The sequence below is a fragment of the Amycolatopsis sp. NBC_01307 genome (assembly GCF_035975215.1).
Classification (GTDB): Bacteria; Actinomycetota; Actinomycetes; order Mycobacteriales; family Pseudonocardiaceae; genus Amycolatopsis.
Window position 1 is genome coordinate 10029359 of sequence record NZ_CP108403.1, and the last position, 24450, is coordinate 10053808.

General features: G+C 70.0%; 22 protein-coding genes. 15 read left to right on the plus strand and 7 right to left on the minus strand.

Features of this window, described 5'->3' with window-relative positions:
- The first annotated feature begins 20 nt into the window (after positions 1–20).
- The gene (locus OG439_RS45230) at positions 21–575 is read left to right on the plus strand and encodes a TetR/AcrR family transcriptional regulator (protein ID WP_326946477.1); all 555 of its coding nucleotides are present in this window, start codon (positions 21–23) and stop codon (positions 573–575) included.
- Positions 576–623: 48 nt separating this feature from the next.
- Here OG439_RS45230 and OG439_RS45235 read toward each other — a convergent pair whose 3' ends face one another.
- From OG439_RS45235 to OG439_RS45250, 4 genes are all read right to left on the minus strand, one after another.
- Entirely contained in the window at positions 624–1388 is a 765-nt protein-coding gene (locus OG439_RS45235) for an ABC transporter permease (protein ID WP_326946478.1), read from the minus strand.
- A complete protein-coding gene (locus OG439_RS45240) occupies positions 1385–2299 on the minus strand; it encodes an ATP-binding cassette domain-containing protein (RefSeq protein ID WP_326946479.1) in 915 nt (304 codons plus the stop codon). Before OG439_RS45240 ends, OG439_RS45235 begins: the two co-directional genes overlap by 4 nt.
- Positions 2300–2368: 69 nt before the next feature.
- The gene (hrpB, locus tag OG439_RS45245) at positions 2369–4750 is read right to left on the minus strand and encodes an ATP-dependent helicase HrpB (RefSeq protein ID WP_326946480.1); all 2382 of its coding nucleotides are present in this window, start codon (positions 4748–4750) and stop codon (positions 2369–2371) included.
- The gene (locus OG439_RS45250; RefSeq protein WP_326946481.1) at positions 4747–5577 is read right to left on the minus strand and encodes a glutamate ABC transporter substrate-binding protein; all 831 of its coding nucleotides are present in this window, start codon (positions 5575–5577) and stop codon (positions 4747–4749) included. The genes hrpB and OG439_RS45250 overlap by 4 nt, the downstream gene beginning before the upstream one ends.
- A gap of 67 nt (positions 5578–5644) precedes the next feature.
- Here OG439_RS45250 and OG439_RS45255 point away from each other — a divergent pair, with 67 nt between their 5' ends.
- From OG439_RS45255 to OG439_RS45290, 8 genes are all read left to right on the plus strand, one after another.
- Entirely contained in the window at positions 5645–6172 is a 528-nt protein-coding gene (locus OG439_RS45255) for a MauE/DoxX family redox-associated membrane protein (protein ID WP_326946482.1), read from the plus strand.
- Between the two features lie 72 nt (positions 6173–6244).
- Positions 6245–6988, plus strand: a complete 744-nt coding sequence (locus OG439_RS45260) for a DsbA family protein (RefSeq protein ID WP_326946483.1) — start codon at positions 6245–6247, stop codon at positions 6986–6988.
- Between the two features lie 111 nt (positions 6989–7099).
- Positions 7100–7429 carry a hypothetical protein gene (locus tag OG439_RS45265; protein WP_326946484.1) on the plus strand — a complete coding sequence of 110 codons (330 nt, stop codon included), beginning with the start codon at positions 7100–7102 and terminating at the stop codon, positions 7427–7429.
- Positions 7426–8550, plus strand: a complete 1125-nt coding sequence (locus OG439_RS45270; protein ID WP_326946485.1) for a C40 family peptidase — start codon at positions 7426–7428, stop codon at positions 8548–8550. Before OG439_RS45265 ends, OG439_RS45270 begins: the two co-directional genes overlap by 4 nt.
- 9 nt (positions 8551–8559) lie before the next feature.
- Complete coding sequence (locus OG439_RS45275) at positions 8560–8940, plus strand: YbaB/EbfC family DNA-binding protein (RefSeq protein ID WP_326946486.1); 381 nt, start codon at positions 8560–8562, stop codon at positions 8938–8940.
- A 5-nt stretch (positions 8941–8945) separates the two neighbouring features.
- Complete coding sequence (locus OG439_RS45280) at positions 8946–9449, plus strand: YbaB/EbfC family nucleoid-associated protein (RefSeq protein ID WP_326946487.1); 504 nt, start codon at positions 8946–8948, stop codon at positions 9447–9449.
- Positions 9450–9741: 292 nt separating this feature from the next.
- A complete protein-coding gene (locus OG439_RS45285) occupies positions 9742–11568 on the plus strand; it encodes a glycoside hydrolase family 3 protein (protein WP_326946488.1) in 1827 nt (608 codons plus the stop codon).
- Between the two features lie 31 nt (positions 11569–11599).
- Positions 11600–12889 (plus strand): ThuA domain-containing protein, encoded by a 1290-nt coding sequence (locus OG439_RS45290; RefSeq protein WP_326946489.1) that lies wholly within the window; start codon positions 11600–11602, stop codon positions 12887–12889.
- A gap of 62 nt (positions 12890–12951) precedes the next feature.
- Here OG439_RS45290 and OG439_RS45295 read toward each other — a convergent pair whose 3' ends face one another.
- On the minus strand, positions 12952–13296 hold the full coding sequence (locus OG439_RS45295) for a hypothetical protein (RefSeq protein WP_326946490.1): 345 nt from the start codon (positions 13294–13296) through the stop codon (positions 12952–12954).
- Positions 13293–14558, minus strand: coding sequence for a PepSY-associated TM helix domain-containing protein (locus tag OG439_RS45300; RefSeq protein WP_326946491.1), 1266 nt, complete (start codon positions 14556–14558; stop codon positions 13293–13295). Before OG439_RS45300 ends, OG439_RS45295 begins: the two co-directional genes overlap by 4 nt.
- 131 nt (positions 14559–14689) lie before the next feature.
- Here OG439_RS45300 and OG439_RS45305 point away from each other — a divergent pair, with 131 nt between their 5' ends.
- From OG439_RS45305 to OG439_RS45330, 6 genes are all read left to right on the plus strand, one after another.
- On the plus strand, positions 14690–15997 hold the full coding sequence (locus OG439_RS45305) for a family 1 glycosylhydrolase (protein WP_326946492.1): 1308 nt from the start codon (positions 14690–14692) through the stop codon (positions 15995–15997).
- A gap of 97 nt (positions 15998–16094) precedes the next feature.
- Positions 16095–17279 (plus strand): lipid-transfer protein, encoded by a 1185-nt coding sequence (locus OG439_RS45310; protein ID WP_326946493.1) that lies wholly within the window; start codon positions 16095–16097, stop codon positions 17277–17279.
- A 7-nt stretch (positions 17280–17286) separates the two neighbouring features.
- On the plus strand, positions 17287–17718 hold the full coding sequence (locus tag OG439_RS45315) for a type II toxin-antitoxin system Rv0910 family toxin (RefSeq protein ID WP_326946494.1): 432 nt from the start codon (positions 17287–17289) through the stop codon (positions 17716–17718).
- Complete coding sequence (locus OG439_RS45320) at positions 17715–18554, plus strand: MaoC/PaaZ C-terminal domain-containing protein (RefSeq protein ID WP_326946495.1); 840 nt, start codon at positions 17715–17717, stop codon at positions 18552–18554. Before OG439_RS45315 ends, OG439_RS45320 begins: the two co-directional genes overlap by 4 nt.
- Positions 18554–19423, plus strand: coding sequence for an SDR family oxidoreductase (locus OG439_RS45325; RefSeq protein ID WP_326946496.1), 870 nt, complete (start codon positions 18554–18556; stop codon positions 19421–19423). Before OG439_RS45320 ends, OG439_RS45325 begins: the two co-directional genes overlap by 1 nt.
- Positions 19420–20595 carry an acyl-CoA dehydrogenase family protein gene (locus tag OG439_RS45330; protein WP_326946497.1) on the plus strand — a complete coding sequence of 392 codons (1176 nt, stop codon included), beginning with the start codon at positions 19420–19422 and terminating at the stop codon, positions 20593–20595. Before OG439_RS45325 ends, OG439_RS45330 begins: the two co-directional genes overlap by 4 nt.
- 52 nt (positions 20596–20647) lie before the next feature.
- Here the strand turns inward: OG439_RS45330 and OG439_RS45335 are convergent, their stop codons facing one another.
- On the minus strand, positions 20648–24436 hold the full coding sequence (locus OG439_RS45335) for a DNA topoisomerase (ATP-hydrolyzing) (RefSeq protein WP_326946498.1): 3789 nt from the start codon (positions 24434–24436) through the stop codon (positions 20648–20650).
- Between the last annotated feature and the right edge of the window lie 14 nt (positions 24437–24450).

A 24450-nucleotide genomic window follows, 5' to 3' on the forward strand; every position in this document is an offset into this window, starting at 1 on the left:
TACACCTGTAGAGTGGGTTCGTGGACCGTCTTTCGGCAATCGGTGACGCGGCGATCGAGGTGATCGCGGCGGAGGGCATGCGCGGCTTGACCCACCGAGCGGTCGACCGGGCGGCTTCGCTGCCGGCGGGGTCGACGTCGTACTACGCGCGGACCCGGGGCGCGCTGCTGGAGCTGGCGATCGACCGGATGGTCACGCTGGACAACGTCGACTTGGAGCCACCACCGGGCCGCTTGGCGGAGTTCCTGGCGGGCTTCGTCCACGCGGCGATCACCGTGGGGCGGACGCGAATGCTGGCACGGTACGAGTTCGCGTTGGAGGCAACCCGCCGCCCGGAGTTACGTGCGGCGTACGACAAGGGCGGGCTGCTGATCCGCCGCCGCTGCGCATCGGTGTTGGCCACCGCAGGCTCCTCAGAACCAGACCGCCACGCGACGGTCTTGGTGGCCTGGCTGGACGGCGCGATCTTCGACGCAATCGCGGGCACAGGCTCTCTCGCGCCGCCGTCGCGGGCCGCACTGACCCGCGGCGCCCGGGAAGTGCTGGCGGGCTTGGGCATCTCCCAAAGTCCGTGAATGCCACATTGAGGGACATAGCGTCCCTCAATGTGGCATTCACGGACTTCAGGCGTCCCGGCGGCGCAACACCGCAGTGCCCGCGACCAGCGCCACCGTGGTCCAGATCGCGCAGATCAACAGCCCCACCCAAGGTGCGTACGGCGCCGCCGCCTGGGTGATCGGGTTCGGCTGCCCCGCCTCCACCATCGCGTTCACCCCGGCTATCCCCGGGAAGTACGGCACCCAGCCCGGCAACCCCAGCGACGCCACGATCAGCGGCAGCGGCACCAGCGCCACGATCACCACCACCAACGTCCCCGCCGCGCTTCGCAGCGCCCAGCCCACCCCGGTGCACAGCAAGCCCAGCAAAGCGAAGTACCCGCCCATGCCCGCAGCCGTCGTGAGGGCGCCCGCGACGGACGTCGGCAGGCCGTGACCGTCCTTCACCACACCCGCCAATGCCATTCCCGAGACCGACAGCACCACGCCGTAGACGAACAGCACCGGCAGCAGCACCGCCGCCTTCGCGAGGACCACCCGTGAACGCACCGGCGTCCACAGCAGCGTCGACCGGATGCCGCCGCCCGTGTACTCGCTTGTCACGAACAGCGTCGCCAGTGCGATCACCGCGAACTGCGTCAAGTAGAAACCGCCGCCCAGGGCGATGGTGTTCGCGCCCATCGGGTCTTCGCTGTCGTAACGCTGGGCGATGGCCGACACCGCGCTGTAGAACGCCATCAGCGCGGCTCCGGCGATCAGCGTCCACCAGGTCGCGCGGACCGACCAGAACTTCGTCCACTCCGAAGAGACCACGGATACCGCCGCCGTCATGCCGACACCCCGTACTCCACCGAAGAAGCGGTCAGTTCCATGTACGCCTGCTCGAGTGACGCCGTCCGCTCGGCGAGGCCGTGTACCCGGATGCCCAGCTCGTGCACCAGGTCGCCGACGCGGGTTACGTCGATGCCGTCGACCACCAGCTCGGCCGGGGCGTCCAGGTCGGTGTGGGCGCCTTCGGCTCGCAAGCGGTGGGACAGCGCGTCGCGCTCGGTGGGGTCCGGGACGCGGACCGAGACCGTCGTGCGGGAGTTGCCCGCGATGAACTCGGCGACCGGTGCGTCCGCGAGGAGCTTTCCCTTGCCGATCACCACGAGGTGGTCGGCCGTCAGCTGCATCTCGCTCATCAGGTGGCTCGAGACGAACACCGTCCGCCCCTCGCCCGCCAGGGAACGCATCAGCTGCCGCACCCAGCGGACGCCGTCCGGGTCGAGGCCGTTGACCGGCTCGTCGAACAGCAGCACGCCCGGGTCGCCGAGCAGCGCGCCCGCGATGCCCAGCCGCTGCCCCATGCCGAGCGAGAACTGCCCGGCCCGCTTGCCCGCGACGTCCGAAAGCCCGACCGTCGCGAGCACCTCCTCGACCCGCGACGCCGCGATGCCGTTGCTGCGCGCCATCGCGAGGAGGTGCTTGCCGGCGCTGCGGCCGGGGTGCAGGGCCTTGGCGTCGAGCAACGCGCCGACCTCGCGCAGCGGGTGCCGCAGCTCGGCGTACCGCCGCCCGCCGACGCGTACTTCGCCGGCCTGCGGGTGGTCGAGCCCGACGGTCATCCGCATGGTCGTCGACTTCCCGGCGCCGTTCGGGCCGAGGAACCCGGTCACCTGCCCGGCCGCGACGTCGCAGGTGAGCGCGTCGACGACGGTCTTCTCCCCGTAGCGTTTGGTGAGTCCCCTGAGCGTGATCATGCCACCCAGTCTGGGATTTCCCCGGCGCCACGACATCGGCCGACGGTCGCGGACCGCCCCCGACTTTCGTCAGGTGCGGCGCCGCGTGACGTGCCGCGTCGGAGTGGCGGTCGCCGGGTCCTCGGGCCACGGGTGCTTCGGGTAGCGGCCGCGCAGGTCGGCGCGGACCGCCGGGTAGCCGTTCGTCCAGAACGACGCCAGGTCCGCGGTGATCGCCGCCGGGCGGCCGGCGGGGGAGAGCAGGTGCAGGACGACCGGGACGCCGGCGAGCGTGGGCGTGCCGGTCCAGCCGAACGTCTCCTGCAGCTTGACGGCCAGCACCGGCTGGTCACCGCCGTAGTCGACGCGGATGTGCGAGCCCGTCGGCACTTCCAGCCGGTCCGGGGCGAGTTCGTCCATTTTGGACGCTGTAGGCCACGGCAGCAGGCCCTTCAGCGCGGTGCCCGCGTTGACGTTCGCCAGGTCCGCGCGACGGCGGGCCGCGGAGAGGTCCAGCCAGCTGTCCACATCGGACAGCAGCGCGGCGTCGTCGACGGCGGGCCACGGCGCGCCGAGCACCCGGTGCAGGAACGCCATCCGCTCGCGCAACCGGGTCCCGTCGGCGGTCCACTTCAGCAGCCCGAGACCCTCGGCCCGCAAGCCAGCCACCAGGGCGTCGTGGACGTTCGGGTTCTTCAACGGCCGCGACGCCAGCGTGATGGCGCCGAGCCGCCGGACGTGCCGGGCGACGACGTCGCCGTCGGCCCAGGTCACTTCGTCCACTTCGGACACCGAGCCGGCGCGCACGGCGAGACGCTCGTCGGCGGCCGCGGCGAGCCGGATGGTGCCGTGCACACGGCCGGGATCACGGGTCGCTTCAGCGATGGCCAGCCACGCGGAGTCCAGGCCGCTGCCGGGCGGCAGCTCGGCCGCGGTGCCGCCGGCCATGAGGTAGACGGGCTCGCCGCCGGGACGTCGCCGCGCGAGCCGTTCCGGGTGGGCCAGGGCGACGATCAAGGCGGGATCGGGCTTGCCGTCTCCGGTGACCAGCCGCGAAAGCCGCTGGGCCTCGCGCTTCCAGCGTCGCGCCGCGTCGTCGCTCGCGCCGCGCATCCGCCGCAGCTCCGCGTCGACGTCCGTCAGCTTGCCGCCCGCGTCGAGCAGTGCCACGACCTCCGCCGCGTTGCGCGCGCCGACCGCCTCCGCGCCGTCGAGCAACGCCCGGGCCAGCCGCGGGTGCAGCCCGAGGTCGGCCATCCGGCGGCCGCGCGCGGTCACCGTGCCGTCCGGCCCTGTCGCGCCGAGGGTGGCCAGCAGCGCGCGGCCCGCCGCCAGCGCGCCTTCGCCGGGCGGGTCCCACCAGGCCAGGCCGCTGCCGTCCGGCGTCGACCAGCACGCCAGCTCCAGGGCCAGCCGCGCCAGTTCCGCCGTCCGGATCTCCGGCTCGGGGTACGCGGGCAGCGTCGTCTGCTCGTGCTCCGCCCAGCAGCGGTACACCCGGCCCGGCGCCTCACGGCCGGCTCGGCCGGCTCGTTGCGCGGCCACCGCCGCCGACACGCGGACCGTCGCCAGGCCGGGCAGCCCGCGCCGGTGGTCGACGCGCGGCACCCGCGCCAGCCCCGAGTCGACGACCGCGCGCACCCCCGGCACGGTCAGGCTCGACTCGGCCACGGCCGTCGCGAGCACGACGCGTCGTCGGGCACGCGGCCGCAGCGCGTCGTCCTGCTGCGCCGCGGTGAGCCGTCCGTGCAGCGGTAAGACGTCCACATCGGACAGATGCAAGAGCCCGGACGTGCGCGCGATCTCGCCCGCGCCGGGCAGGAACGCGAGCACGTCACCGTCCCCTTCGGACAGTGCGGTCCGCACCGCGCGCGCCACCGCGGGCTCGGCGCGCTCGTTCCGCGCAGGCGGCAGGTAGGACGTCGTGACCGGGTAGGTCCGGGCGGACGCCTCGATCACCGGCGCGTCGCCGAGCAGCGTGGCCAGCCGGCCGGACGCCACCGTCGCCGACGTCGCCAGCAGCCGCAGGTCGTCGCGCAGCCCGGCGCGGACGTCCAGGAGCAGCGCGAGCAGCAGGTCCGCGTCCAGGTGCCGCTCGTGGCACTCGTCCAGCAGCACCGTCTCCACCCCGGGCAGCTCCGGGTCGCCCTGCACGCGCCGCACCAGCAGCCCCGACGTCACGACCTCGACGCGCGTGCGCGAGGACACCTTCCGGTCGCCGCGCACGGCGTACCCGACGGTCTCGCCGACCGGCTCGCCCAGGATCGCCGCCATCCGCCCCGCCGCGGCCCGCGCGGCCAGCCGCCGCGGCTCGGCGACGACGACGCGGCCGCCGTCGGACATCAGCGCGAGCGGCACCAGCGTCGTCTTGCCGGTGCCGGGTGGCGCCACGAGGACCGCGGTGCCGTGCGCGTCCAACGCGGCGAGCACGTCGGGCAGCACGGCCCGCACGGGCAGGTCGGGCAGCTTCACTTCTCGGTGACCTCGGGGGGTGGTGGGAGCTGGTAGCCGGACGGGCCGATGTTCGCGTTGAGCGAGCGCAGCCATTCACCCGAAGAGACCATCTTGCCGATCGCGTCGTCGATCTTGCTCACCCCCTGCGTATCGCCCTTGCGCAGGCCGACGCCGTAGTTCTCCTTCGAGAACGGCTTCCCGACGACCTTCAGCAGCTCGGGGTCCCGCGCGACGTAACCCGCCAGGATGACGCCGTCGGTCGTCACGGCGTCGATCTGCCCGGCCAGCAGCGCCGTGACGCAGTCCGGGTACCGCGGGTACTCGACCAGCTGGACGGCCTGGGCGAACTTGTCCTTGACCTGCTGGGCGGGCGTCGAGCCGGTCACCGAGCAGAGCTTGCGCGAGTTGAGCGTCTCCGGCCCGGTGATGTCCGCCGCCGTGCGCCGGACCAGCAGGTCCTGGCCGGTCGTGAAGTACGGCCCGGCGAACGACACCTGCTGCTTGCGCTTGTCGGTGATCGAGTAGGTCGCCACGACCAGGTCGACCGTCCCCGAGGCGAGGTCCGTCTCGCGCGTCGCCGACGTCGTCTCGCGCCACGTGATGTCCTTCGCGTCGACGCCGAGCTCACCCGCCACAAACGTTGCGACGTCGACATCAAAACCCACGAACCGGCCGTCCACTGTGTGCTCCGACAGGCCCGGCGCGTCGAACCGGATGCCGATGGTCAGGTGATCCGTGGCACTGGCGCGGGCCACCACGGAGTCGGTCGGCGAAACGTGGGCTGGACCGCACGCGGTCGCCGTGACCAGCAGCAACGCCGAAGAGACCAGCACGCGCCACCGCATCCCGCCGCTCCCTCCGCCCCCGCCGGGCCCTCACGAAGTTCTCAGGTCCTCCCGTTAGCCTAAGTGCGTGGTGCGACCGTCCCAACCCGTACTGGACGCCGTCGGCACGCTCGCCCGGCTCGGGCTCGCGGCCGTCTGGCTCGTTTCCGGTGCCGTGAAGCTGGCCGATCCGGGGCAGACGTTGATCGCCGTCCAGGCGTACGACGTGCTGCCCGGCGCCCTCGTGAACGTGGTGGCCGTCGCGCTGCCGCTCGTCGAGCTCGTGCTCGGGCTGTTCCTGCTCGCGGGCCTGGCGACCCGGTGGGTCGCCGGCGCCGCGCTGGTGCTGCTCGTGGTGCTCATCGCCGGCATCGCCCAGTCGTGGGCGCGCGGGCTGAGCATCGACTGCGGGTGCTTCGGCGGCGGCGGACAGGTGGCGGCGGGGCAGACCGAGTACCCGCAGGAGATCCTCCGCGACTCCGGTTTCGCGCTGCTGGCCGGCTGGCTGCTGGCGCGGCCGCGCACCTGGCTGTCGATCGACGGCTGGCTCGCGCGAGGTCGTGGGAACTCTGTCGAGCCCGGGCCCGACTACTCGGGTATCGCGGAAGGGAACTGATACACAGTGGGTGGAGCTGAGCGGACCGCTCGGAAGCGTCGTCAGGCCGCACAGGCCGGGGGAGCGAGGGCGGTGGCCCAGGCCCGGGGCGCGTCCGGCGACAAGCGGAAGTGGATCATCGGGATCGCCGCCGTGGTCGTGGTGGCCGCGCTCGTGATCGGCGGCGTGATCTGGACGATCTCCGACAAGAACAAGACCGAGGGTCAGGTCATCAACCCCGGCCAGGCCACTACGTCGCTGGCCGCCGACGTGACGCAGAAGCGCGACGGCGTGGCCGTCACGGTCGGCAAGACCGGCGCGAAGTCCACGATCGACGTCTACGCCGATTTCCTCTGCCCGATCTGCGGCACGTTCGAGAAGAACAACAAGACGCAGATCGAGCAGGCGGTCAACGACGGCAAGCTGGCGGTGCGCTACCACATGGTGCCGCTGCTCAACGACCGCTCGAGCCCGCCCGGGTACTCGCTCGACTCGGCGAACGCGGCGCTCGCCGCGGCCGACGCCGGCAAGTTCCTCCAGTTCCACGACGCGCTGTACGCGAACCAGCCCGAAGAGGGCAAGCGCGGTTACGACAAGGCGCAGCTGATCGACCTGGGCAAGAACGTCGGCATCACCGACCCGAAGTTCGCCGAGACGGTCAACGCCGGCACGTACAACGACCAGATCAACGCGGCGTTCCAGCAGATCTCGACCGACCCCAAGCTGGCGCAGGACTTCGGCGGCGGCCAGAGCGGCTTCGGCACGCCGACGGTCACCTCGAACGGCGCGATCGTCAACTGGCAGGACCAGAGCTGGCTCACCGGGGTGCTCGGCTGAGTCCGGGCAATTCGCCCACTCGGGTACGTAACCTGGTCTAGGCTTGATCCCGCAGGGTGGGGAACCGGGGATGGCGGGCGCACGTCGCATCCCTGGTGACAGGGAGGGCCAGTGGACGGTTCGCATTCGGGGTTTCACGTCGACGACGGCGCGTACACGCGGTACGCGCGTGAGGTCGACCCGCTCGGTGAAGACGTCAAAGGCGCGGCGGACAAGCACGTCGGCCCGCACGTCGGGGTCGGCTTCTCCGACATGGGCGCGGAGTCCGGCCTGACCGGCGCCTACACCGGCCGGATGCGGACGCTGCAGGAGAAGCTGCACCGCGTCGGCGGCGGCTGGAGCGCGATGGGTGACGCCGCCCGCCAGACCGACCGCAACTACGCCGGCGTCGAGGCCGAGCACAGCGACGTCGTCCGGCGGCTCGGGACGGATCTCACGTGACCGAGCACGCCGACCTGCTCGTCCGGCACGGCCTGGACACCACGAACCAGTTCGCGGACAAGCTGCACCACGACCCGGCCGCCATCAGCGGCGCGCGCGACGGGCACGTCGCGCTGCAGACGTCGATGGGCAAGACCCACGACACCGCGTCGGCGCAGCGCGTCAACCTGACCTCCGCCAGCTCCGGCTCGACGACCGACCGCGCGACGGCGACGTCCAAGAGCCTGGAGCAGGAAGTCCAGGACCTGCTCGACGAGAGCGCCGAGATCGAGCGGGCCGTCGCCGAGGCCGCCGAGACGCTGAACCTGGGCCAGATCAAGAACGACCAGGTCCGCGACCAGATCATCAAGGAGATCTCGGCGTCGATGAAGGCGCTGGCGGCGGTCAAGGGCATCCAGCCGCCGGAGAGCCGCGGCGCCGCGTCGCGCGACATCCTGATGAAGCTGCAGACCAAGATCGGCCAGCTGACCGGCCAGGCCGCGACGTTCAGCGAGCAGACGATCAACCAGCTCACCGACATCGGCACCAAGCTGGGTGGCGGCGAGCAGACGACGTCGGCGAGCAGCGCTTCGCCGACGAAGGTGGCTTCGTCCTTCAACAGCAACAGCGGTTACTCCGGCGGCGGCTCCGATGGCGGGGGCGGCGGTGGGGGAGGCGGCGGCGGTGGCGGCGGAGCCGTGCACAAGCCGCGGCTGCCGGTCGCGGTCCCGCCGCAGCCCGGCACCGGCGTCGGCATCAACCTGCCCGGCGGCAAGACCGTCATGGCGCCCAACGAAACCGCCGCGAAGGCCGTGCGCAACGCGCTTTCGCAGCTCGGCGTGCCGTACGTCTGGGGCGGCACCGCGCGTGGCCAGGGCCTCGACTGCAGCGGCCTGACCATGACGTCGTACCAGGACGCGGGCCTGCAGCTGCCGCGGACGGCGGCGCAGCAGACGGTCGGGGCCGAGGTGCCCTCGATCGACCAGCTGCTGCCCGGCGACCTGGTCGTCTGGTCCGGACACGTGGCGATGGTGATCGGCGACGGCCAGATGGTCGAGGCCGGCGACCCGGTCCAGATCAGCAAGATCCGCACCACGAACGCGGGACAGTCGTTCATCGGGTTCTACCGGCCGACGGGGTAACTTCGCATCGTGGCTGACTTCGACATGGACCTGGCGGCGGCGCGGGTCGCGGACCAGGCGGAACGGGCGGGCGCGGACGCCGCCGCGCGCTTCGAGCGCTCGGGTCCCGTGGTGGGCAAGGCCGCTTCGGGAGACAGCACCATCGAGGTCCAGGTCGCGCCGGGCGGGCTGCTGACCGGCCTGACGATCCACCGGTCCGCGCTGCGGCACGGGTCGGCGGTGATCGCGGACCAGATCGTCGAGCTGGCCCAGCGCGCGACCCGCCGCGCGGGCGACAAGATGTACCACGCGCTGGCGCCGGTCGTGGACGCGTCACAGCTCGAGGCGCTCGGCTACGAGCCGATCCCGGACGACGACCCGGACGCCGAGTCCGTCTCCTACGGAAGGTGAGCGCGATGCCCACGACGCGTGAGCTGATTTCCCAGGCCCGGGCGCGCGAAGAGGCGCTGGCGCGGGTGGACGAGCTGCTCGCTTCGGCGTCCGGCACGGCCCACGACCACGACGGCCAGGTCGAGGCGACGGTCGACGGCCGCGGCAAGCTCCTGCGGCTGTGGCTGGCGCCGTCCGCGGTGAACCTGGGCGAGCGGCTGGGCCCGCTGGTGGTGGAGATCGCCCGGGCGGCCATGCGCGAGGCGACCCAGGACGGCTACAACAAGGTCGCGCTGCTGCTGGGCGAGGACATGACGTTCATGATCGAGCAGATGACGGGCATGCCCGCCCCGGCCCGAGCCGAGGACGACGACCCGGGCATGACGGTCGAGGAGTTCCAGCGGCTGCGGGAGGAACGCCTGGGTTCCGCGCCCGCTGCTCCCGCTGCTCCGGCGCCGGTTTCGAGTGTCGAGGACGAAGACGCGTACTGGGATTCCTTCGATCCGGCTTCGCTGCGTTCGGACCGCTGACCGGAGCTGAGCAGCCCCCGTTTCCACGCTACCGCCGGCCACTGACAGTTTTCGGTGGGCTCGGCCAGAGCGCCCCAATGTGGCGTTGGGTGCGTTGGACGCACCGAACGCCACATTGGGTGCGTCAGATGCACCCAACGCCACATTGGGGCGTTTGGGGTCGGGCCAGCTGAGCGGTGTAGCGCAATCCCGCTCAGTGGCAACCGAGTTCGCTCAGAGGTCTGGACCAACGTCGAAAGCCTGTGTCTTAATTCAAGGCGTGAATTTCGGTCTCTCGACGAGGAGGACCCGGATGGGTCTCGGACGCAGACTGGGTATCGGCGCGCTGGCCCTCGGGCTCCTGGTGACGTCGGAAACCCCGGCCCTCGCCGGGAACGGCCCGGCCTACAAGGACTCCTGGCGGCCCGTCAAGGTCCGGGTGGCCGATCTGCTCGGCCGCATGTCGCTCGACGACAAGCTCGGCCAGATGATGCAGGCCGAACGCCTCGGCGTGAAGTCGCCGGCCGACGTCACCACCGGGCGGCTCGGCTCGCTGCTCTCCGGCGGCAGCTCGCAGCCGACGCCGAACACGCCCGTCACCTGGGCCGACATGTACGACGGCTTCCAGAAGGCCGCGCTCGCCACGCCGCTGGGCATCCCGCTGATCTACGGCGTTGACGCCGTCCACGGCCACAACGGCGTCTACGGCGCGACCGTCTTCCCGCACAACATCGGCCTCGGCGCGTCCCGCGATCCGCAGCTGGTGCAGAAGATCGGCCGCGCCACCGCGGAAGAGGTCTCCGGCACCGGCATCGACTGGGACTTCGCGCCCTGCCTGTGCGTCGCCCGCAACGACCGCTGGGGCCGCACCTACGAGTCGTTCGGCGAGGTCCCGCAGCTGGCCACCGAGATGTCGACGGTCATCACCGGCCTGCAGGGCCGCTCACTGGACCAGCCCGGTTCGGTCATGGCCACCGCCAAGCACTACGTCGGTGACGGCGGTACGACCGGCGGCGTCAACGAGGGCAACACCGAGATCAGCGAGCAGGAGCTGCGCGCGATCCACCTGCCGCCGTTCAAGGCCGCCGTCGACCGCGGGGTCGGCTCGGTGATGATCTCCTACAGCAGCTGGAACGGCGTCAAGATGCACGCCGGCTCGTACCTGATCAACGACGTCCTCAAGAAGGAGCTGGGCTTCAAGGGGATCGTCGTCTCGGACTACAACGGCGTCGACAAGATCGACGGCAAGACCGGCTTCACGCCGGAAGAGGTCGAGGCCTCGATCAACGCCGGCATCGACATGGTGATGGTGCCCTACGACTGGCAGAAGTTCATCGACACGCTCCGCACGCTGGTGCAGCAGGGCCGCGTGCCGCTGTCGCGCATCGACGACGCGAACCGCCGCATCCTCACCAAGAAGTTCGAGCTCGGCCTGTTCGAGCACCCGCTGACCGACCGGCGGTTCCTGAAGACCATCGGCAGCAAGGAACACCGCGACCTGGCCCGCCAGGCCGTCCGCGAATCCCAGGTGCTGCTGAAGAACGACCACCACGTGCTGCCGCTTTCCAGGCACGAAAAGATCTTCGTCGCCGGCAAGAGCGCCGACGACATGGGCAACCAGTCCGGCGGCTGGACGGTCGGCTGGCAGGGCACCAGCGGCCCGGTCATCCCCGGCACCACGATCCTCCAGGGCATCACGAGCAGTTCCTCGAAGGTGACCTACGCCAAGGACGGCACCGGGATCGACCAGAGCTACGACGTCGCCGTCGCCGTCGTGGGGGAAACGCCTTACGCCGAAACGAAGGGTGACCGTCCACAAGGGATGGGCCTGGACGACGCGGACCTCGCGACGCTGCAGAAGCTGAAGGACTCCGGCGTGCCGACGGTCGTCGTGCTGGTGTCCGGGCGGCCGCTCGACATCGCGGCGCAGGTGGGGGACTGGGCCGGGCTCGTCGAGTCGTGGCTGCCGGGCAGCGAGGGCCAGGGCGTGGCCGACGTCCTCTTCGGCGGCTACAACCCGACCGGGAAACTGCCGGTGACCTGGATGCGCAGCGCCGATCAGCAGCCGATCAACGTCGGCGACGGCCAGCCCGCGCTGTTCCCGTTCGGCTACGGCCTCCACTACCCGCGCCATTGGTGATCGGTCCCCGCCCCCACCGGAAGGAACACGTATGCCGTCCAGAACCCGCCGCCCGCTGATCCGGATATTGGCGTTCTTCGCCGTCTTGCTGGGGCTCAGCCTCGGCGGCCCGGCCGCGCCGGTCGCCCACGCCGCGACGCCGTTCAAGGTGCTCGCCTTCTACAGTGGCACCTACGACGCCGCGCACATCAGCTTCGAGAAGGAAGCCAACGTCTGGTTCCCGCAGCAGGCCGCGGCCAACGGCTTCACCTACACCTCGACGACCAACTGGAACCAGCTGACGTCCATCACGCCCGACCAGTACCAGGTGGTCATGTTCCTCGACGACCAGCCGCAGTCGCAGGCGCAGTTCCAGGGCTTCCAGCGGTACATGCAGGCCGGTGGCGGGTTCTACGGCTTCCACGTCACGGCCTACAACGACGACACCACGCCGTCGTACGCCAACTGGTTCCACAACGACTTCCTCGGCACCGGCCGGTTCACCTCGAACTCCTGGGGCCCGACGCCGGAGACGCTGAAGATCGAGAACCGCACCCACCCGTCGACGGTGAACCTGCCGGCGACGATCAAGTCGTCGACGTCCGAGTGGTACGCCTGGCAGAACGACCTGCGCCAGAACAGCAACATCACCATCCTGGCGTCGATGGACCAGTCCACCTTCCCGATCGGCACCGACCCGAGCCAGACCTGGTACAGCGGGTACTACCCGATCTCGTGGACCAACAAGAGCTACAAGATGATCTACTCGAACTTCGGCCACAACGCGATGAACTACGACACGAACACCGCGCTGTCCTCGACGTTCGAGAGCGCCGACCAGAACCGCTTCCTGCTCGACGGCCTGAAGTGGCTCGGTGGCGGCGGCACGACCACCCCGCCGCCGGCCGGCACGATCGACCCGTCGGCCTGGTACGCGGTGTCGAACAAGGCGAACGGCAAGTGCGTCGACGCGCGGGCCGCGGCCAGCGCCAACGGCACCGTGATCCAGCAGTACACCTGCAACGCCACCACGGCGCAGCAGTTCCAGTTCGCCCCGACCAGCGGCGGGTACGACCGGATCAACAACCGGATCAACCCGGCGCAGGTCATCGACGTCGCCAACGTGGCGACGACCGACAACGCCGGCCTGCAGCTGTGGGCCTACAGCGGCGGCAACAACCAGCAGTGGCAGCCGGTGTCGGAAGGCAGTGGCTACTACCACTTCGCCGTCCGCCACACCGGCAAGTGCCTGACCGTGCCGGGATCGTCCACTGCGGACAGTGTCCAGCTGGTCCAGGCGACCTGTAACGGCAGCGCCGCTCAGTCGTTCAAGGTCGGCTAGGGGAAGGTCCGTGAAGGACTCCTTACCGGCTCTTATGGCCGGTAAGGAGTCCTTCACGGCTTTCAGCGCCAGGTCGTCTGGAGGCGGATCACCAGGACGGCCAGGGTGAGCAGCGCGACGGCGAGGAGCACGCCTGCCGAGCGCGTGTCGTCGCGGGCGCCCCACGCGAGGGCCGCGGGGAGCACCGCCAGTGAGGTGAGTAGGTAGGCCACGTGTGTGCCCGGTTCCGCTGGGTGGTGAGGGGACGCCAGGCCTGCGATCGCTTGCGCGAGCAGGGCCAGTTCGATCAGGACAGCGAGCGGGCGCCAGGGTGGCCAGCGGTAGCGGCCCGCCGCGCTCACGACCAGGGCCGTCAGGCCGGCGAGCAGGCAGAGCGCCGTCGTGGCGAAGGCCAGGGGCTCGATCACGCCCGGCGCGCTTTGCGGCGACGGCGTTTCGTGCCGAGGCGGAAGAGCCACGTCGAGATGCCTGTGAGCATCAGCGCCAAGGGCGCCAGACCGAGGACGACCCAGACGAGCCGCCACCAGCCGTCGACGAGCCAGCCGAAGTGCGCGGCCTCGAACACCTTGCTGTAGAAGCGGTTCGCCGCCGGCTCGGGCGCCGCGTCCACAGAGGACACGTGGGTGGCGTCGTGGCTGTCGACGTACACCGTGCGGTCGCCGCCGAAGAACGCGCGGGCGCCGTAGGGCTGGTAGCCGTCATCCGCGATCGACACCGAGTAGTAGTCGGTGCCTTCGGACGGCGGGACGAGGTAGCGGACGGTGCCGGGGGACGCGGCCAAAGCGGCCGAAGACGCCTGGTCGATGCCGATCTCCGGGGTGCCGGGCGCGGCGGGGTTCGCCGTGAAGCTGTACTTCGCCTCGTCCGGCGTCGAGCCGCCGGTGATCGCGAGCCATGCGTTTTCCACCGGCGGCAGGTAGAACGCGGCGCCGGTGACGCCCCACATCAGCACGAACGGCACTGACACGAGGCCGATCACGTTGTGCAGGTCGTAGTCGCGCGCGAAGCGGCCCTTGCCGAGCCGGACGCGGAAGCCGTGCGAGAACTTCTTGAAACCCGGCCACCAGACGACGATCCCGGTGATCGCCAGCAGGATCATCAGCAGCCCGAGCACGACCAGGAGCAGCAGCCCCCAGTTCGTCCCGGCCGGCCAGTCGAAGCCGATCGACGGCACCGGCGCGGCCAGCCACGACACGTACCCCGGGTCGTCCTTGCAGGTGAACGCGCAGTCGTGCAGGTTCGTCAGCCAGCCCATGACGCCGTCGTCGAGCTTCTGCGGCCCGGTGATCCGCCCGCTGCCGGGGTCGACGGCGTAGGCGGTGGTGTAGTCGGTGTCGCCGACGGCGATGATGCCGCCGTCGTCGCTGACCCAGGCCGCGGCGAACTCCGGGTGGGCCTGCTTGACGAGGTCCCGCGCCTGCTGCAGGCCGAGCGGGTGCGCGCTGCCGGTGTGCGCGTAGAAGTCGCCGTGCGTGGCCCGGAAGTACTCGGCGCGGTAGAGCAGGATGACGCCGGAGGTGGTCTCGAGGACCAGCAGCAGGCCGAGCACGAGCGACGTCCACCGGTGCGTGACGACGAGCGCGCGCCGCACGGGCTTGCGCCGGTACCAGCGCCGGACCGCGCGTCGCGGCGGAACGGTCCTGGTCAGCGTGGGTGCTTCGGCGGTCATGACGTCCTTCTGCTCGGTGAAGATCGAAGTGAGGTTAGCCTTGCTTTACCTCGATTGTCTTCCGTCCTTCGGTGGATGTGCGGCGAGTCACCGCACCGCTAACATGAAGCTCCTTCATGAATGGGGGAGCGATGCGGCGCAGTGCGGTCCTCGTGGTCCTGGCGGTGCTCGCGGGTCTCGTCGCGGGGGTGTCCCCCGCGGTGGCCGTCACCCAGCCGTTCTTCTGGGGCGTCGCGACCTCGGGTTATCAGGCGGAAGGTGCGGCGCCCGACAGCAACTGGCGCCGCTACGAACAGGCGAAGACGTCGTCGATCAAGGAGCCCTACCGCGAGTCCGTCGACTTCCGGCACAACTACGTCGCGGACATCGACCGCGCGAAGCAGCTGGGCGTGAACGTGTTCCGCTTCAGCGTCGAGTGGGCCCGGATCGAACCGCGGCCCGGCCAGGTCGACCAGGCCGAGCTGGCGTACTACGACGACGTCGTCCGGCACGTCCTCGACGCCGGGATGCGGCCGATGATCACCCTCGACCACTGGGTCTACCCCGGCTGGGTCGCCGACCAGGGCGGCTGGGACAGCGACCGCACGGTCGACGCCTGGCTCGTCAACGCCCGCCGCGTCGTCGATCGCTGCAAGGGCCTCGGCGCGCTGTGGATCACGATCAACGAGCCGACCGTCTACCTGCAGAACGAGACCGCCAACGGCGGGCTCGCCGGGTGGAAGCTGCCGTGGGCGCAGGCCCGGCTGGTGCGCGTCCACCGCGCCGCGTACGACCTGATCCACCAGCTCGACCCGGGCGCGCTCGTCTCCAGCAACACGGCGTACGTCCCGGCGGTGCAGGGCGTGCTGGACGCGTCGTTCCTCGACCAGGTGCGCGACAAGCTCGACTTCGCCGGCCTGGACTACTACTACGGCGCGAGCCTCGACAACCTCAGCGCGATCCACGCGGCGAGCGGCGAGTTCTGGAAGGTGACGCCGCAGCCGGACGGGATCTACTACGCGCTGCGGTACTACGCGCGGAAGTTCCCGGGGCTGCCGCTCTACGTCGTCGAGAACGGCATGCCGACCGACAACGGCAACGCGCGGCCGGACGGCTACACGCGCTCGGACCACCTGCGCGACCACATCTACTGGGTGCAGCGCGCGAAGGCCGACGGCATGAACGTGATCGGCTACAACTACTGGAGCCTCACCGACAACTACGAGTGGGGCAGCTACCAGCCCCGCTTCGGTCTGTACACAGTGGACGCCGCCACCGATCCGTCGCTGACCCGGCGTCCGACGGACGCGGTCACGACGTACCGGCAGCTGATCGCGGACCACGGCGTCCCGGCGGGCTACACGCCGGTCCGGCCGCCGGGCTTCTGCTCGGTCGTCGACGGCCTGGGCAGCTGCCTCGACCCGGTCCGCTACCCGGGTCCGTTGGCTCCGCTGAGCTGACCCCACCTGTCACTTCAGCCCCAAAAGCTGGAGCTTTCGCTAGGAAAGATGCGTCTTCCGGTCTTGATAAATACATGCCGGTCTGTATGTTTGTTGCATGGCGAACAAGGTGTACGTCGTCGGCGTCGGGATGACGAAGTTCGAGAAGCCGGGCCGGCGTGAGAACTGGGACTACCCGCAGATGGCGAAGGAGTCCGGGACCAACGCGCTGGCGGACGCCGGGCTCGGGTACGACGCCGTCGAGCAGGCCTACGTCGGCTACGTCTACGGCGAGTCGACGTCCGGGCAGCGTGCCGTCTACGAGCTGGGGATGACCGGGATCCCGGTGCTCAACGTCAACAACAACTGCTCCACCGGCTCGACCGCGCTGTACCTGGCCGCGGAGGCGATCCGCGGCGGCCGCGCGGACTGCGTGCTGGCGCTGGGCTTCGAGAAGATGAAACCCGGCTCGCTCGGGTCGACCTTCGACGACCGCGAACAGCCGATGGGCAACCACATGCAGGCGCTCGCCGAGATCTCCGAGGTGCTGTTCCCACCTGCGCCGTGGATGTTCGGCGCCGCCGGCCGCGAGCACATGAAGGCGTACGGCACCACGGCCGAGCACTTCGCGAAGATCGGCGAAAAGAACCACCGGCACTCGGTGAACAACCCGTACGCGCAGTTCCAGGACGTCTACTCGCTCGACGACGTCCTCGCGTCCCGGATGATCTACGACCCGCTGACCAAGCTGCAGTGCTCGCCGACGTCCGACGGCTCCGGCGCGGCGATCCTCGCGAGCGAGGCCTTCGTCGAGACGAACGGCCTGGCCGAGCGGGCCGTCGAGATCGTCGGGCAGGCCATGACCACCGACTTCCGCAGCACCTTCGACGGCAGCGCGAAGAACATCGTCGGCTACGACATGACCCGCCAAGCCGCGTTGAAGGTGTACGACCAGGCCGGGCTCGGACCCGCCGACTTCCAGGTCATCGAGCTGCACGACTGCTTCTCCGCCAACGAACTCCTGACGTACGAAGCACTCGGGCTCTGTGAAGAGGGCGAAGGCGGAACGCTCGTCGACGCGGGGGCCACGACGTACGGCGGCAAGTGGGTGGTCAACCCGTCCGGCGGGCTGATCTCCAAGGGCCACCCGCTCGGCGCGACCGGCCTCGCCCAGTGCGCCGAACTGACCTGGCAGCTACGCGGCGACGCCGGCAACCGGCAGGTCGACGGCGTGCAAGCCGCACTGCAGCACAACATCGGACTCGGTGGCGCCGCCGTCGTCACCGCCTACCAGCGAGCTTAGGAGAGACATGGGTCAGATCACCGCGTCCGTCGAACTGCCCGCCACGCCGGACAAGGCGTGGGCGGAGTTCTCGAACCCGAACAACTTCGAGAAGTGGCTGACCATCCACACCAAGTGGAAGGGCGACGTCCCCGCCGAGTTCGCGCAGGGCGCCCAGGTGTCCGAGGTCGTCACGATGCTCGGCATGGCGAACACGATCACCTGGACCGTCGACGCTTACGAGGCGCCGCACCGGCTGGTCATCTCCGGGACCGGGATGGCCGGGGTGAAGATCCGGTTCTCGCTGTCGGTCGCGGCGGCCGGCTCGGGCTCGGTGGCTTCGATCGACGCCGAGTTCACCGGCCAGATGATCGTCGGCGCGCTCGGCAAGGCCGTCGAGAAGGACGGCAAGAAGAACCTCGACGAGTCCCTCGGCAAGTTCAAGGCCCTGGTCGCATGAAGTTCGACGCCACCGGGCTGGACAAGTGGACCGACCCCGTCTCCTTCGACGTCACGCGCGAGCGGCTCGTCGAATACGCCTTGGCGACCAACGATCCGATCCCCGCGCACCGCGCGGGCGACGTCGCGAGCCCGGTGTTCGCGATCGTGCCGGTGTTCCAATCGCTGCTGGAACCGGCCCTCGAAGTCGTGCCGACGTCGTTGTTCGGCAAGGTGCTGCACGGCGAGCAGGACTTCCGTTTCCACCGCCCGATCCGGCCCGGTGACGCGCTGGTGTCGCGGGCCAAGATGACCGGCTACGAGGGGCTGCCGAAGGGGACGCGCGCGACGGTCTACCTCGAGTGCCGTTCCGTTTCCGGCGAACTGGTGAACGAGCAGTACGTGACGTTCTTCGTCCGCGGCTTCGACACCGGTTCGAAGGAAGGTTCACTGGGGCCTTCGCACCGCTTCGACGACTCGTTGCGCTCGCAGCCGCCGGTGGCGAAGGTCAGCCAGCACGTCGACGACGACCAGACGTTCCGCTACGGCCCGGCCGCCGGCGACCCGATGCCGATCCACCTCGACGAGGACGTCGCCCGGGCCGCGGGATTGCCGGGGATCATCGCGCACGGGCTCTGCACCATGGCGTTCACGTCGTGGGCGGTGCTGACCGAGGTGGCCGGGTCCGATGTGGACAGACTGCGGCGGCTGGCCGTGCGGTTCGCGTCGCCGGTGCTGCCCGGGCAGGACCTCTCGACGTCGATCTGGGCGGCGGGTCCTGGTGCTTACGCCTTCGAGACCACCGTAGGGGACAAGGTCGTCGTCAAGGACGGCTTCGCCGAGATCGGAGACCACTGATGGGTGCACTCGACGGGCGCGTCGCGCTGATCACCGGCGCGGGCCGCGGGATCGGACGGGAGCACGCGCTGCTGTTCGCCCGCGAAGGCGCGCGGGTGGTCGTCAACGACCTCGGCGGTGACAACGACGGGAGTGGCGCTTCCACCGGGCCCGCGTCCGACGTCGTCGCGGAGATCTGCGCGCTGGGCGGGGAGGCGGTGGCCAACACGTCCAGCGTGACGTCGTGGGCGGGCGCTTCGGAGCTGGTCGAGCAGGCGGTCGCGGAGTTCGGCCGGCTCGACGTCGTGGTGAACAACGCGGGCATCCTGCGCGACGCGTTCGTCGCCGGGATCACCGAGCAGCAGTGGGACGACGTCATCGCGGTGCACCTCAAGGGCCACGCGGCGGTGCTGCACCACGCGGCGGCGTACTGGAAAGCGCAGTCGAAGGCGGGTACGCCGGTCGCGGCGGCGGTGGTCAACACGGCGTCGGCGTCCGGGGTGACGCTGCCGAACGCGGGCCAGGTCAACTACGGCGCGGCGAAGGCGGGCATCGCGGCGATGACGCTGGTGGCGGCGGCCGAGCTGGAGCGCTACGGCGTGCGCGTCAACGCCATCGCCCCGATCGCCCGGACGCGGCTGACGCTGGCGACACCGGGGATGGGCGCGATCTTCGCGGCACCGGTCTCCGAAGGCGAGTTCGACGCGTTCTCGCCCGCGAACATCTCGCCGCTGGTGGCCTATCTGGCTACTGAGAAATGCGCTTTGACGGGCAAGGTGTTCGCGGTCCAGGGCGGCGCGATCTCGGAACTGGCGGGCTGGCACGACGTCAAGGTGATCGAGACCGAAGGCCCGTGGGGGATCGACGACATCGCGGCGAGGCTGCCGTGATCGAGTGGTCCGAGACGGACCTGCTGGTCCGCGACTCGATCCGCGAGTTCATCGCGAAGGAGATCCGTCCTCAGCTGGACGCGCTCGAGAGTGGTCAGCTGCCGCCGTACGACATCATCCGGAAGCTGTTTGCCGCCTTCGGGCTGGATGTCATGGCTTCGGAGGCGGTCTCGCGGATCTTGTCGCCGTCTTCGGGTTCCTCTTCCTCTATGGGTGGCCAGGAGACGCTGGCGCTGATCGCGATCAGCGAGCTGGCCGGGGTGAGCCTGGGGATCGTGGCGTCGCTGGGCGTGTCGCTGGGCCTGACGGCCGCGACGATCCTGTCGAAGGGATCTCAGGAGCAAAAAGAGCTTTGGCTGCCGGGCTTGGCGACGTTCGAGAAGATCGGCGCGTGGGCGATCACCGAGCCGGACTCGGGTTCGGACGCGTTCGGCGGCATGCGGACGTCCGTGCGGCTCGACGGCGACGAGTACGTCCTGAACGGCCAGAAGACGTTCATCACGAACGGCCCGCACGCCGACGTCGTCGTGGTCTACGCGAAACTGGACGACGGCTCGTCGCCGCGGGACCGGCCGGTGCTCGCCTTCGTGCTGGACCGCGGCATGCCGGGGTTCGTGCAGGGCAAGGCGTTCAAGAAGATGGGCATGATGTCGTCCCCCACGGGCGAGCTGTTCTTCGACGACGTCCGCCTCGGCCCCGATCGGCTGCTGTCGTCGTCCGGTTCCGAGGGCGCGCGGGAGAGTTTCGCGGCGGAGCGCGTCGGCGTGGCGGCGTTGTCGCTGGGCATCATCAACGAATGCCAGCGGCTGTGCATTTCGTACGCCAAGTCGCGTCGGTTGTGGGGGCAGGAGATCGGCCGCTTCCAGCTGATCCAGCTCAAGCTGGCGAAGATGGAGGTGGCGCGGCTGAACGTCCAGAACATGGTGTTCCAGACGGTGGCCAAGCTGCGGGCGGGCAAGCGCCCATCGCTGGCGGAGGCGTCGGCGATGAAGCTGTACTCATCGGAAGCCGCGACGGAGGTGGCGATGGAGGCGGTCCAGCTGTTCGGCGGCAACGGGTACATGGCGGAGTACCGGGTGGAGCAACTGGCCCGGGACGCGAAGTCGCTGATGATCTACGCGGGAAGCAACGAAATCCAGGTGACCCACATCGCGAAAGCCCTGCTGGCCTAGCGAGGTCGTGAGTGGTAATTCGGGTTCTAACCCGAATTACCACTCACGACCGTCAGTCGCGCTCGATGAGGTGGCCCACTACGTCCGGGCCCGGGTGCGCGTGGCCCGAGCCGTCGCGGCGGACGTCCACCTCCGGTAGCTCCACCGGGTCGCCGTTGCGGGCCGAACCCGCGGGACGCGGGCCGATCCAGGCCACCCTCAGCTCTGTCTCGCCCTTCAAGAACCGCTGGGCCCTGACGCCGCCCGTGGCTCGGCCCTTGGCCGGGTACTCGCTGAACGGCGTGACCTTGACGCTCACGCCCGTCGCCGTGATCACCATCGGCTCGCCGTGCTCGTCGTCGTCCGTGCGGAGCGCTCCGAAGAACACCGCCGCGCCCGCGCCGACGTTGATGCCCGCCATGCCGCCGCCCTTCAGGCCCTGGGGGCGGACCAGCGACGCCGCGTACTTCAGCAACGAGGCCTCCGACGTCAGGAACGCCAGCATCTCCGTGCCGTCGCGGAGCCACGTCGCGCCGACGACCTCGTCGCCGTCCTTCAGGCTGATCACTTCGAACTCGTCCGAGCGGACCGGCCACTCCGGCGAACACACCTTCACGACGCCCGCGCGCGTGCCCAGCGCCAGGCCCGGTGAGCCCGCCGCCTGCTCGCCCAGCGGCGCGATGCCCACGACCGTCTCGCCCTTCTCTAGCGGGACCAGCTCGCGAGCCGCCATGCCGCCGCGCAGGGAGACCGTGCCCGCTTGCTCCGGCAGCACCGGCAACGGCAGGACGTCCGTCTTGAACGCCCGGCCGCGGCTCGTCACCAGCAGCACCTGGCCGCGCGCGGTCGTGTGGACCACCGCCGCGACGGCGTCGTGCTTCACACGGCCGTTGCGCCGGCGGGTCTCCGTCGACTCCTCGGACTCCGCCGCCGTGCGCGCGACCAGGCCGGTCGCCGACAGGATCACCTGGCACGGGTCGTCCTCGACCTCCAGCGGCCCGGACGGCTTCGACGCGGCCAGGACCTCCTTCAGGTCGCCGTCGATCAGGGCGGTGCGGCGCTCGGTCGGGAAGTCCTTCGCGATCTTCGCCAGCTCCGACGAGACGAGCTTCTTCAGCACGGACTCGTCGTCGAGGATCTTCGTCAGCTCCGCGATCTCCTCGCGCAGCCGCTCCTGCTCGGACTCCAGCTCGATGCGGTCGTACTTGGTCAGCCGGCGCAGCGGGGTGTCGAGGATGTACGTCGCCTGGATCTCGGAGAGCTTGAAGCGCGACATCAGGCCGTCTTTCGCGGCCTGCGCGTTGTCGCTCTCGCGGATGAGCTTGATCACCTTGTCGATGTTGAGCAGGGCGATCAGCAGGCCGTCGACCAGGTGCAGCCGCTCTTCACGCTTGCGGCGCCGGTACTTCGTGCGCCGCGTCACGACCTCGTAGCGGTGCCGGAGGAAGACCTCCAGCAGCTCCTTGAGCCCGAGGGTCTGCGGCTGGCCGTCGACGAGGACGAGGTTGTTGATGCCGAACGACTGCTCCAGCGGCGTGAGCCGGTAGAGGTCGGCCAGCAGGGCCTGCGGGTTGACGCCGACCTTGCACTCGATGACCAGCCGGGTGCCGTTCTCGCGGTCGGTGAGGTCCTTGACGTCGGCGATGCCGGTGAGCCGCTTGGACTTGTTGACCTCGTCGGTGATCTTCTCGATCACCTTCTCCGGGCCGACGCCGTAGGGCAGTTCGGTGACGGTGATCGCCTGCCGCCCGCGGCTGCCTTCGAGGGGCCCGGTCTCGACGTTCGCGCGCATCCGGACGACACCGCGGCCGGTCTCGTACGCGCGGCGCACCTCGTCGAGGCCGAGCAGCTTGCCGCCGGTGGGCAGGTCGGGGCCGGGGACGAACTCCATCAGCTTGTCGAGCGTCGCCGTCGGGTGCGTGATCAGCCACCGCGCCGCGGCGACGACCTCGCCGAGGTTGTGCGGGATCATGTTGGTCGCCATCCCGACCGCGATCCCGGACGTGCCGTTGACCAGCAGGTTCGGGAACGCCGCGGGCAGCACGGTCGGCTCTTCGAGCGAACCGTCGTAGTTGGGCCGGAAGTCGACGGTGTCCTCGCCGAGCTCCCCGACGAGCTGCATGGCCTCGGGCGACATGCGTGCTTCGGTATAACGCGAAGCAGCCGGTCCATCGTCTGGGCTACCGAAGTTTCCGTGCCCGTCGATCAGCGGCGCGTTCAGGGAGAAGTCCTGCGCGAGGCGGACCATCGCGTCGTAGATCGCGGTGTCACCGTGCGGGTGGTACTTGCCCATGCAGTTGTGGACGACGAAACCCTCGGCCGTGAATTCGTGCTCGTCGGTGCCGACCTGGATGTCGTAGGTGACGTCCGCCGCGACCGGTTCGACCGAAACGACTTCGAGGAACGAGAACCCCTTCAGCGCGTCGAGCCGCTCGGCGAGCGGGGAGCCGATCCGCCGCAGCTTGTCGATCCAGCCGTCCTGGTGGGCGCGGGCGAGCGGGAAGGTGCGGTCGGCCAGCGCGGTGCCGTGCCTGTCCTTGCCGTACCGGACCTTGGCCCCGCTCACCGCGGACAACGAGGCCCGGAACGCGGTCCCGGTCGTGTCGCGGAACCAGCCGCCGCCGGCGTGGGCCGCCGAGAACTCGGCCATGACCGCCTTGGCGGGCAACCGGTCGTTGCCCTGCTTGCCGCCGTAGCCGTAGGCGATTTCCGTGAGGTTTTCCAGCGCGCTCTTCTTGTAGCCGATCTTGATCCACGGCGACAGGATGCGGGCCAGTGCCGCGGCGTCGGATCCGGTGACGGACAGACCCAGCAGGGTCTTGTGGCCGTCGGCCTTCGGGTTGGTCCAGTGGTGACCGTGCACGCCGAGATCCGCGAGCATCGCGTAGACCTGCCGGACGAGGGCTTCGCTCGTGCTGACGTAGACGATCTCGCGGTGGTTCTTGCGGATGTAACCGTCGCCGTCGAAGATGCCCGCGAGGAAGGGCGCCCAGGCCGAGCGGTCCGCGAGAACCTCCGCCGGAACGGCCTTCTCATCGCTGCGCGGACTCCCTGCGGCGAGCAGCCCATCGTGGCGGGAGAAGGTCAGGATGTGCTGGTCGCGCCAGCCCGGCTTCGCTGCCACGCGGGTTCCCCGGGATACGCCGAGGCCGTTGGTCACCGCCCAGTCGTGCACCGCGTCGAGTGGCTCGACGTCGCACATGTGGATCCGGACCCGGCCGTCCGCGTCGCGGTTCCGGTCGACCGCGAAGCCCTCGGCGGTGATCAAGCCGAGGAGGTAGGCGTAACGATCGCCGCCCGTCGGCTGCTTTTCCCGGCGAGCACTGCCGAAGGCGACGGTCAGCCGCCCGGTGAGGTCGCGGGCGTCCGTCCAGGTCAGCGTCGAGTCTTCGGCCACGGTCCGGAACCGCTGGCCCGGCGTCACGAGCATCGTGTGCCCGTTCGACCACGTGATACGCACGAGGTCGGACGCCGGGTTCTCGTAGACCTCGGTGACGGGAACCGCACGGCCCCGGCTGTCGAGAACCCGGTCGCCGATCTCGATCTCCTCGATCGGCCGCAATCCGCCCGGGGTCGACACCAGCGCGCCGCGGACGAAGCAGTCACCGACGACGCGGGACGACTTCACATACGCGTGCGTGGGCCGGTAACCCTGCTCGTGCATGGAAAACAGGATCCGGCGGTGCACCGGCTTCAGGCCGTCTCGCGCGTCCGGGAGGGCGCGTGAGTGGATGACCGAATACGCGTACTCCAGGTAGGAGTCTTCGATCTCCGTCTTCAGCGAGTTGTCGAAGACGTTCGCACCGGCGGAGTCGAACGCGCTGGGATCGACCTTGGTGGTGGGGCCCTTGCGGCGTGCCACGGCAGAACTCCTTG

What these genes read in the sequence shown, in the direction of transcription:
- OG439_RS45250 (WP_326946481.1), bottom strand. Translation starts at nt 5,577, where the DNA reads ATGCGGTGGCGCGTGCTGGTCTCTTCGGCGTTGCTGCTGGTCACGGCG.
- OG439_RS45290 (WP_326946489.1), top strand. Translation starts at nt 11,600, where the DNA reads ATGCCGTCCAGAACCCGCCGCCCGCTGATCCGGATATTGGCGTTCTTC.
- OG439_RS45235 (WP_326946478.1), bottom strand. Translation starts at nt 1,388, where the DNA reads ATGACGGCGGCGGTATCCGTGGTCTCTTCGGAGTGGACGAAGTTCTGG.
- OG439_RS45285 (WP_326946488.1), top strand. Translation starts at nt 9,742, where the DNA reads ATGGGTCTCGGACGCAGACTGGGTATCGGCGCGCTGGCCCTCGGGCTC.
- OG439_RS45300 (WP_326946491.1), bottom strand. Translation starts at nt 14,558, where the DNA reads ATGACCGCCGAAGCACCCACGCTGACCAGGACCGTTCCGCCGCGACGC.
- OG439_RS45240 (WP_326946479.1), bottom strand. Translation starts at nt 2,299, where the DNA reads ATGATCACGCTCAGGGGACTCACCAAACGCTACGGGGAGAAGACCGTC.
- OG439_RS45325 (WP_326946496.1), top strand. Translation starts at nt 18,554, where the DNA reads ATGGGTGCACTCGACGGGCGCGTCGCGCTGATCACCGGCGCGGGCCGC.
- OG439_RS45305 (WP_326946492.1), top strand. Translation starts at nt 14,690, where the DNA reads ATGCGGCGCAGTGCGGTCCTCGTGGTCCTGGCGGTGCTCGCGGGTCTC.
- OG439_RS45320 (WP_326946495.1), top strand. Translation starts at nt 17,715, where the DNA reads ATGAAGTTCGACGCCACCGGGCTGGACAAGTGGACCGACCCCGTCTCC.
- OG439_RS45310 (WP_326946493.1), top strand. Translation starts at nt 16,095, where the DNA reads ATGGCGAACAAGGTGTACGTCGTCGGCGTCGGGATGACGAAGTTCGAG.
- OG439_RS45315 (WP_326946494.1), top strand. Translation starts at nt 17,287, where the DNA reads ATGGGTCAGATCACCGCGTCCGTCGAACTGCCCGCCACGCCGGACAAG.
- OG439_RS45280 (WP_326946487.1), top strand. Translation starts at nt 8,946, where the DNA reads ATGCCCACGACGCGTGAGCTGATTTCCCAGGCCCGGGCGCGCGAAGAG.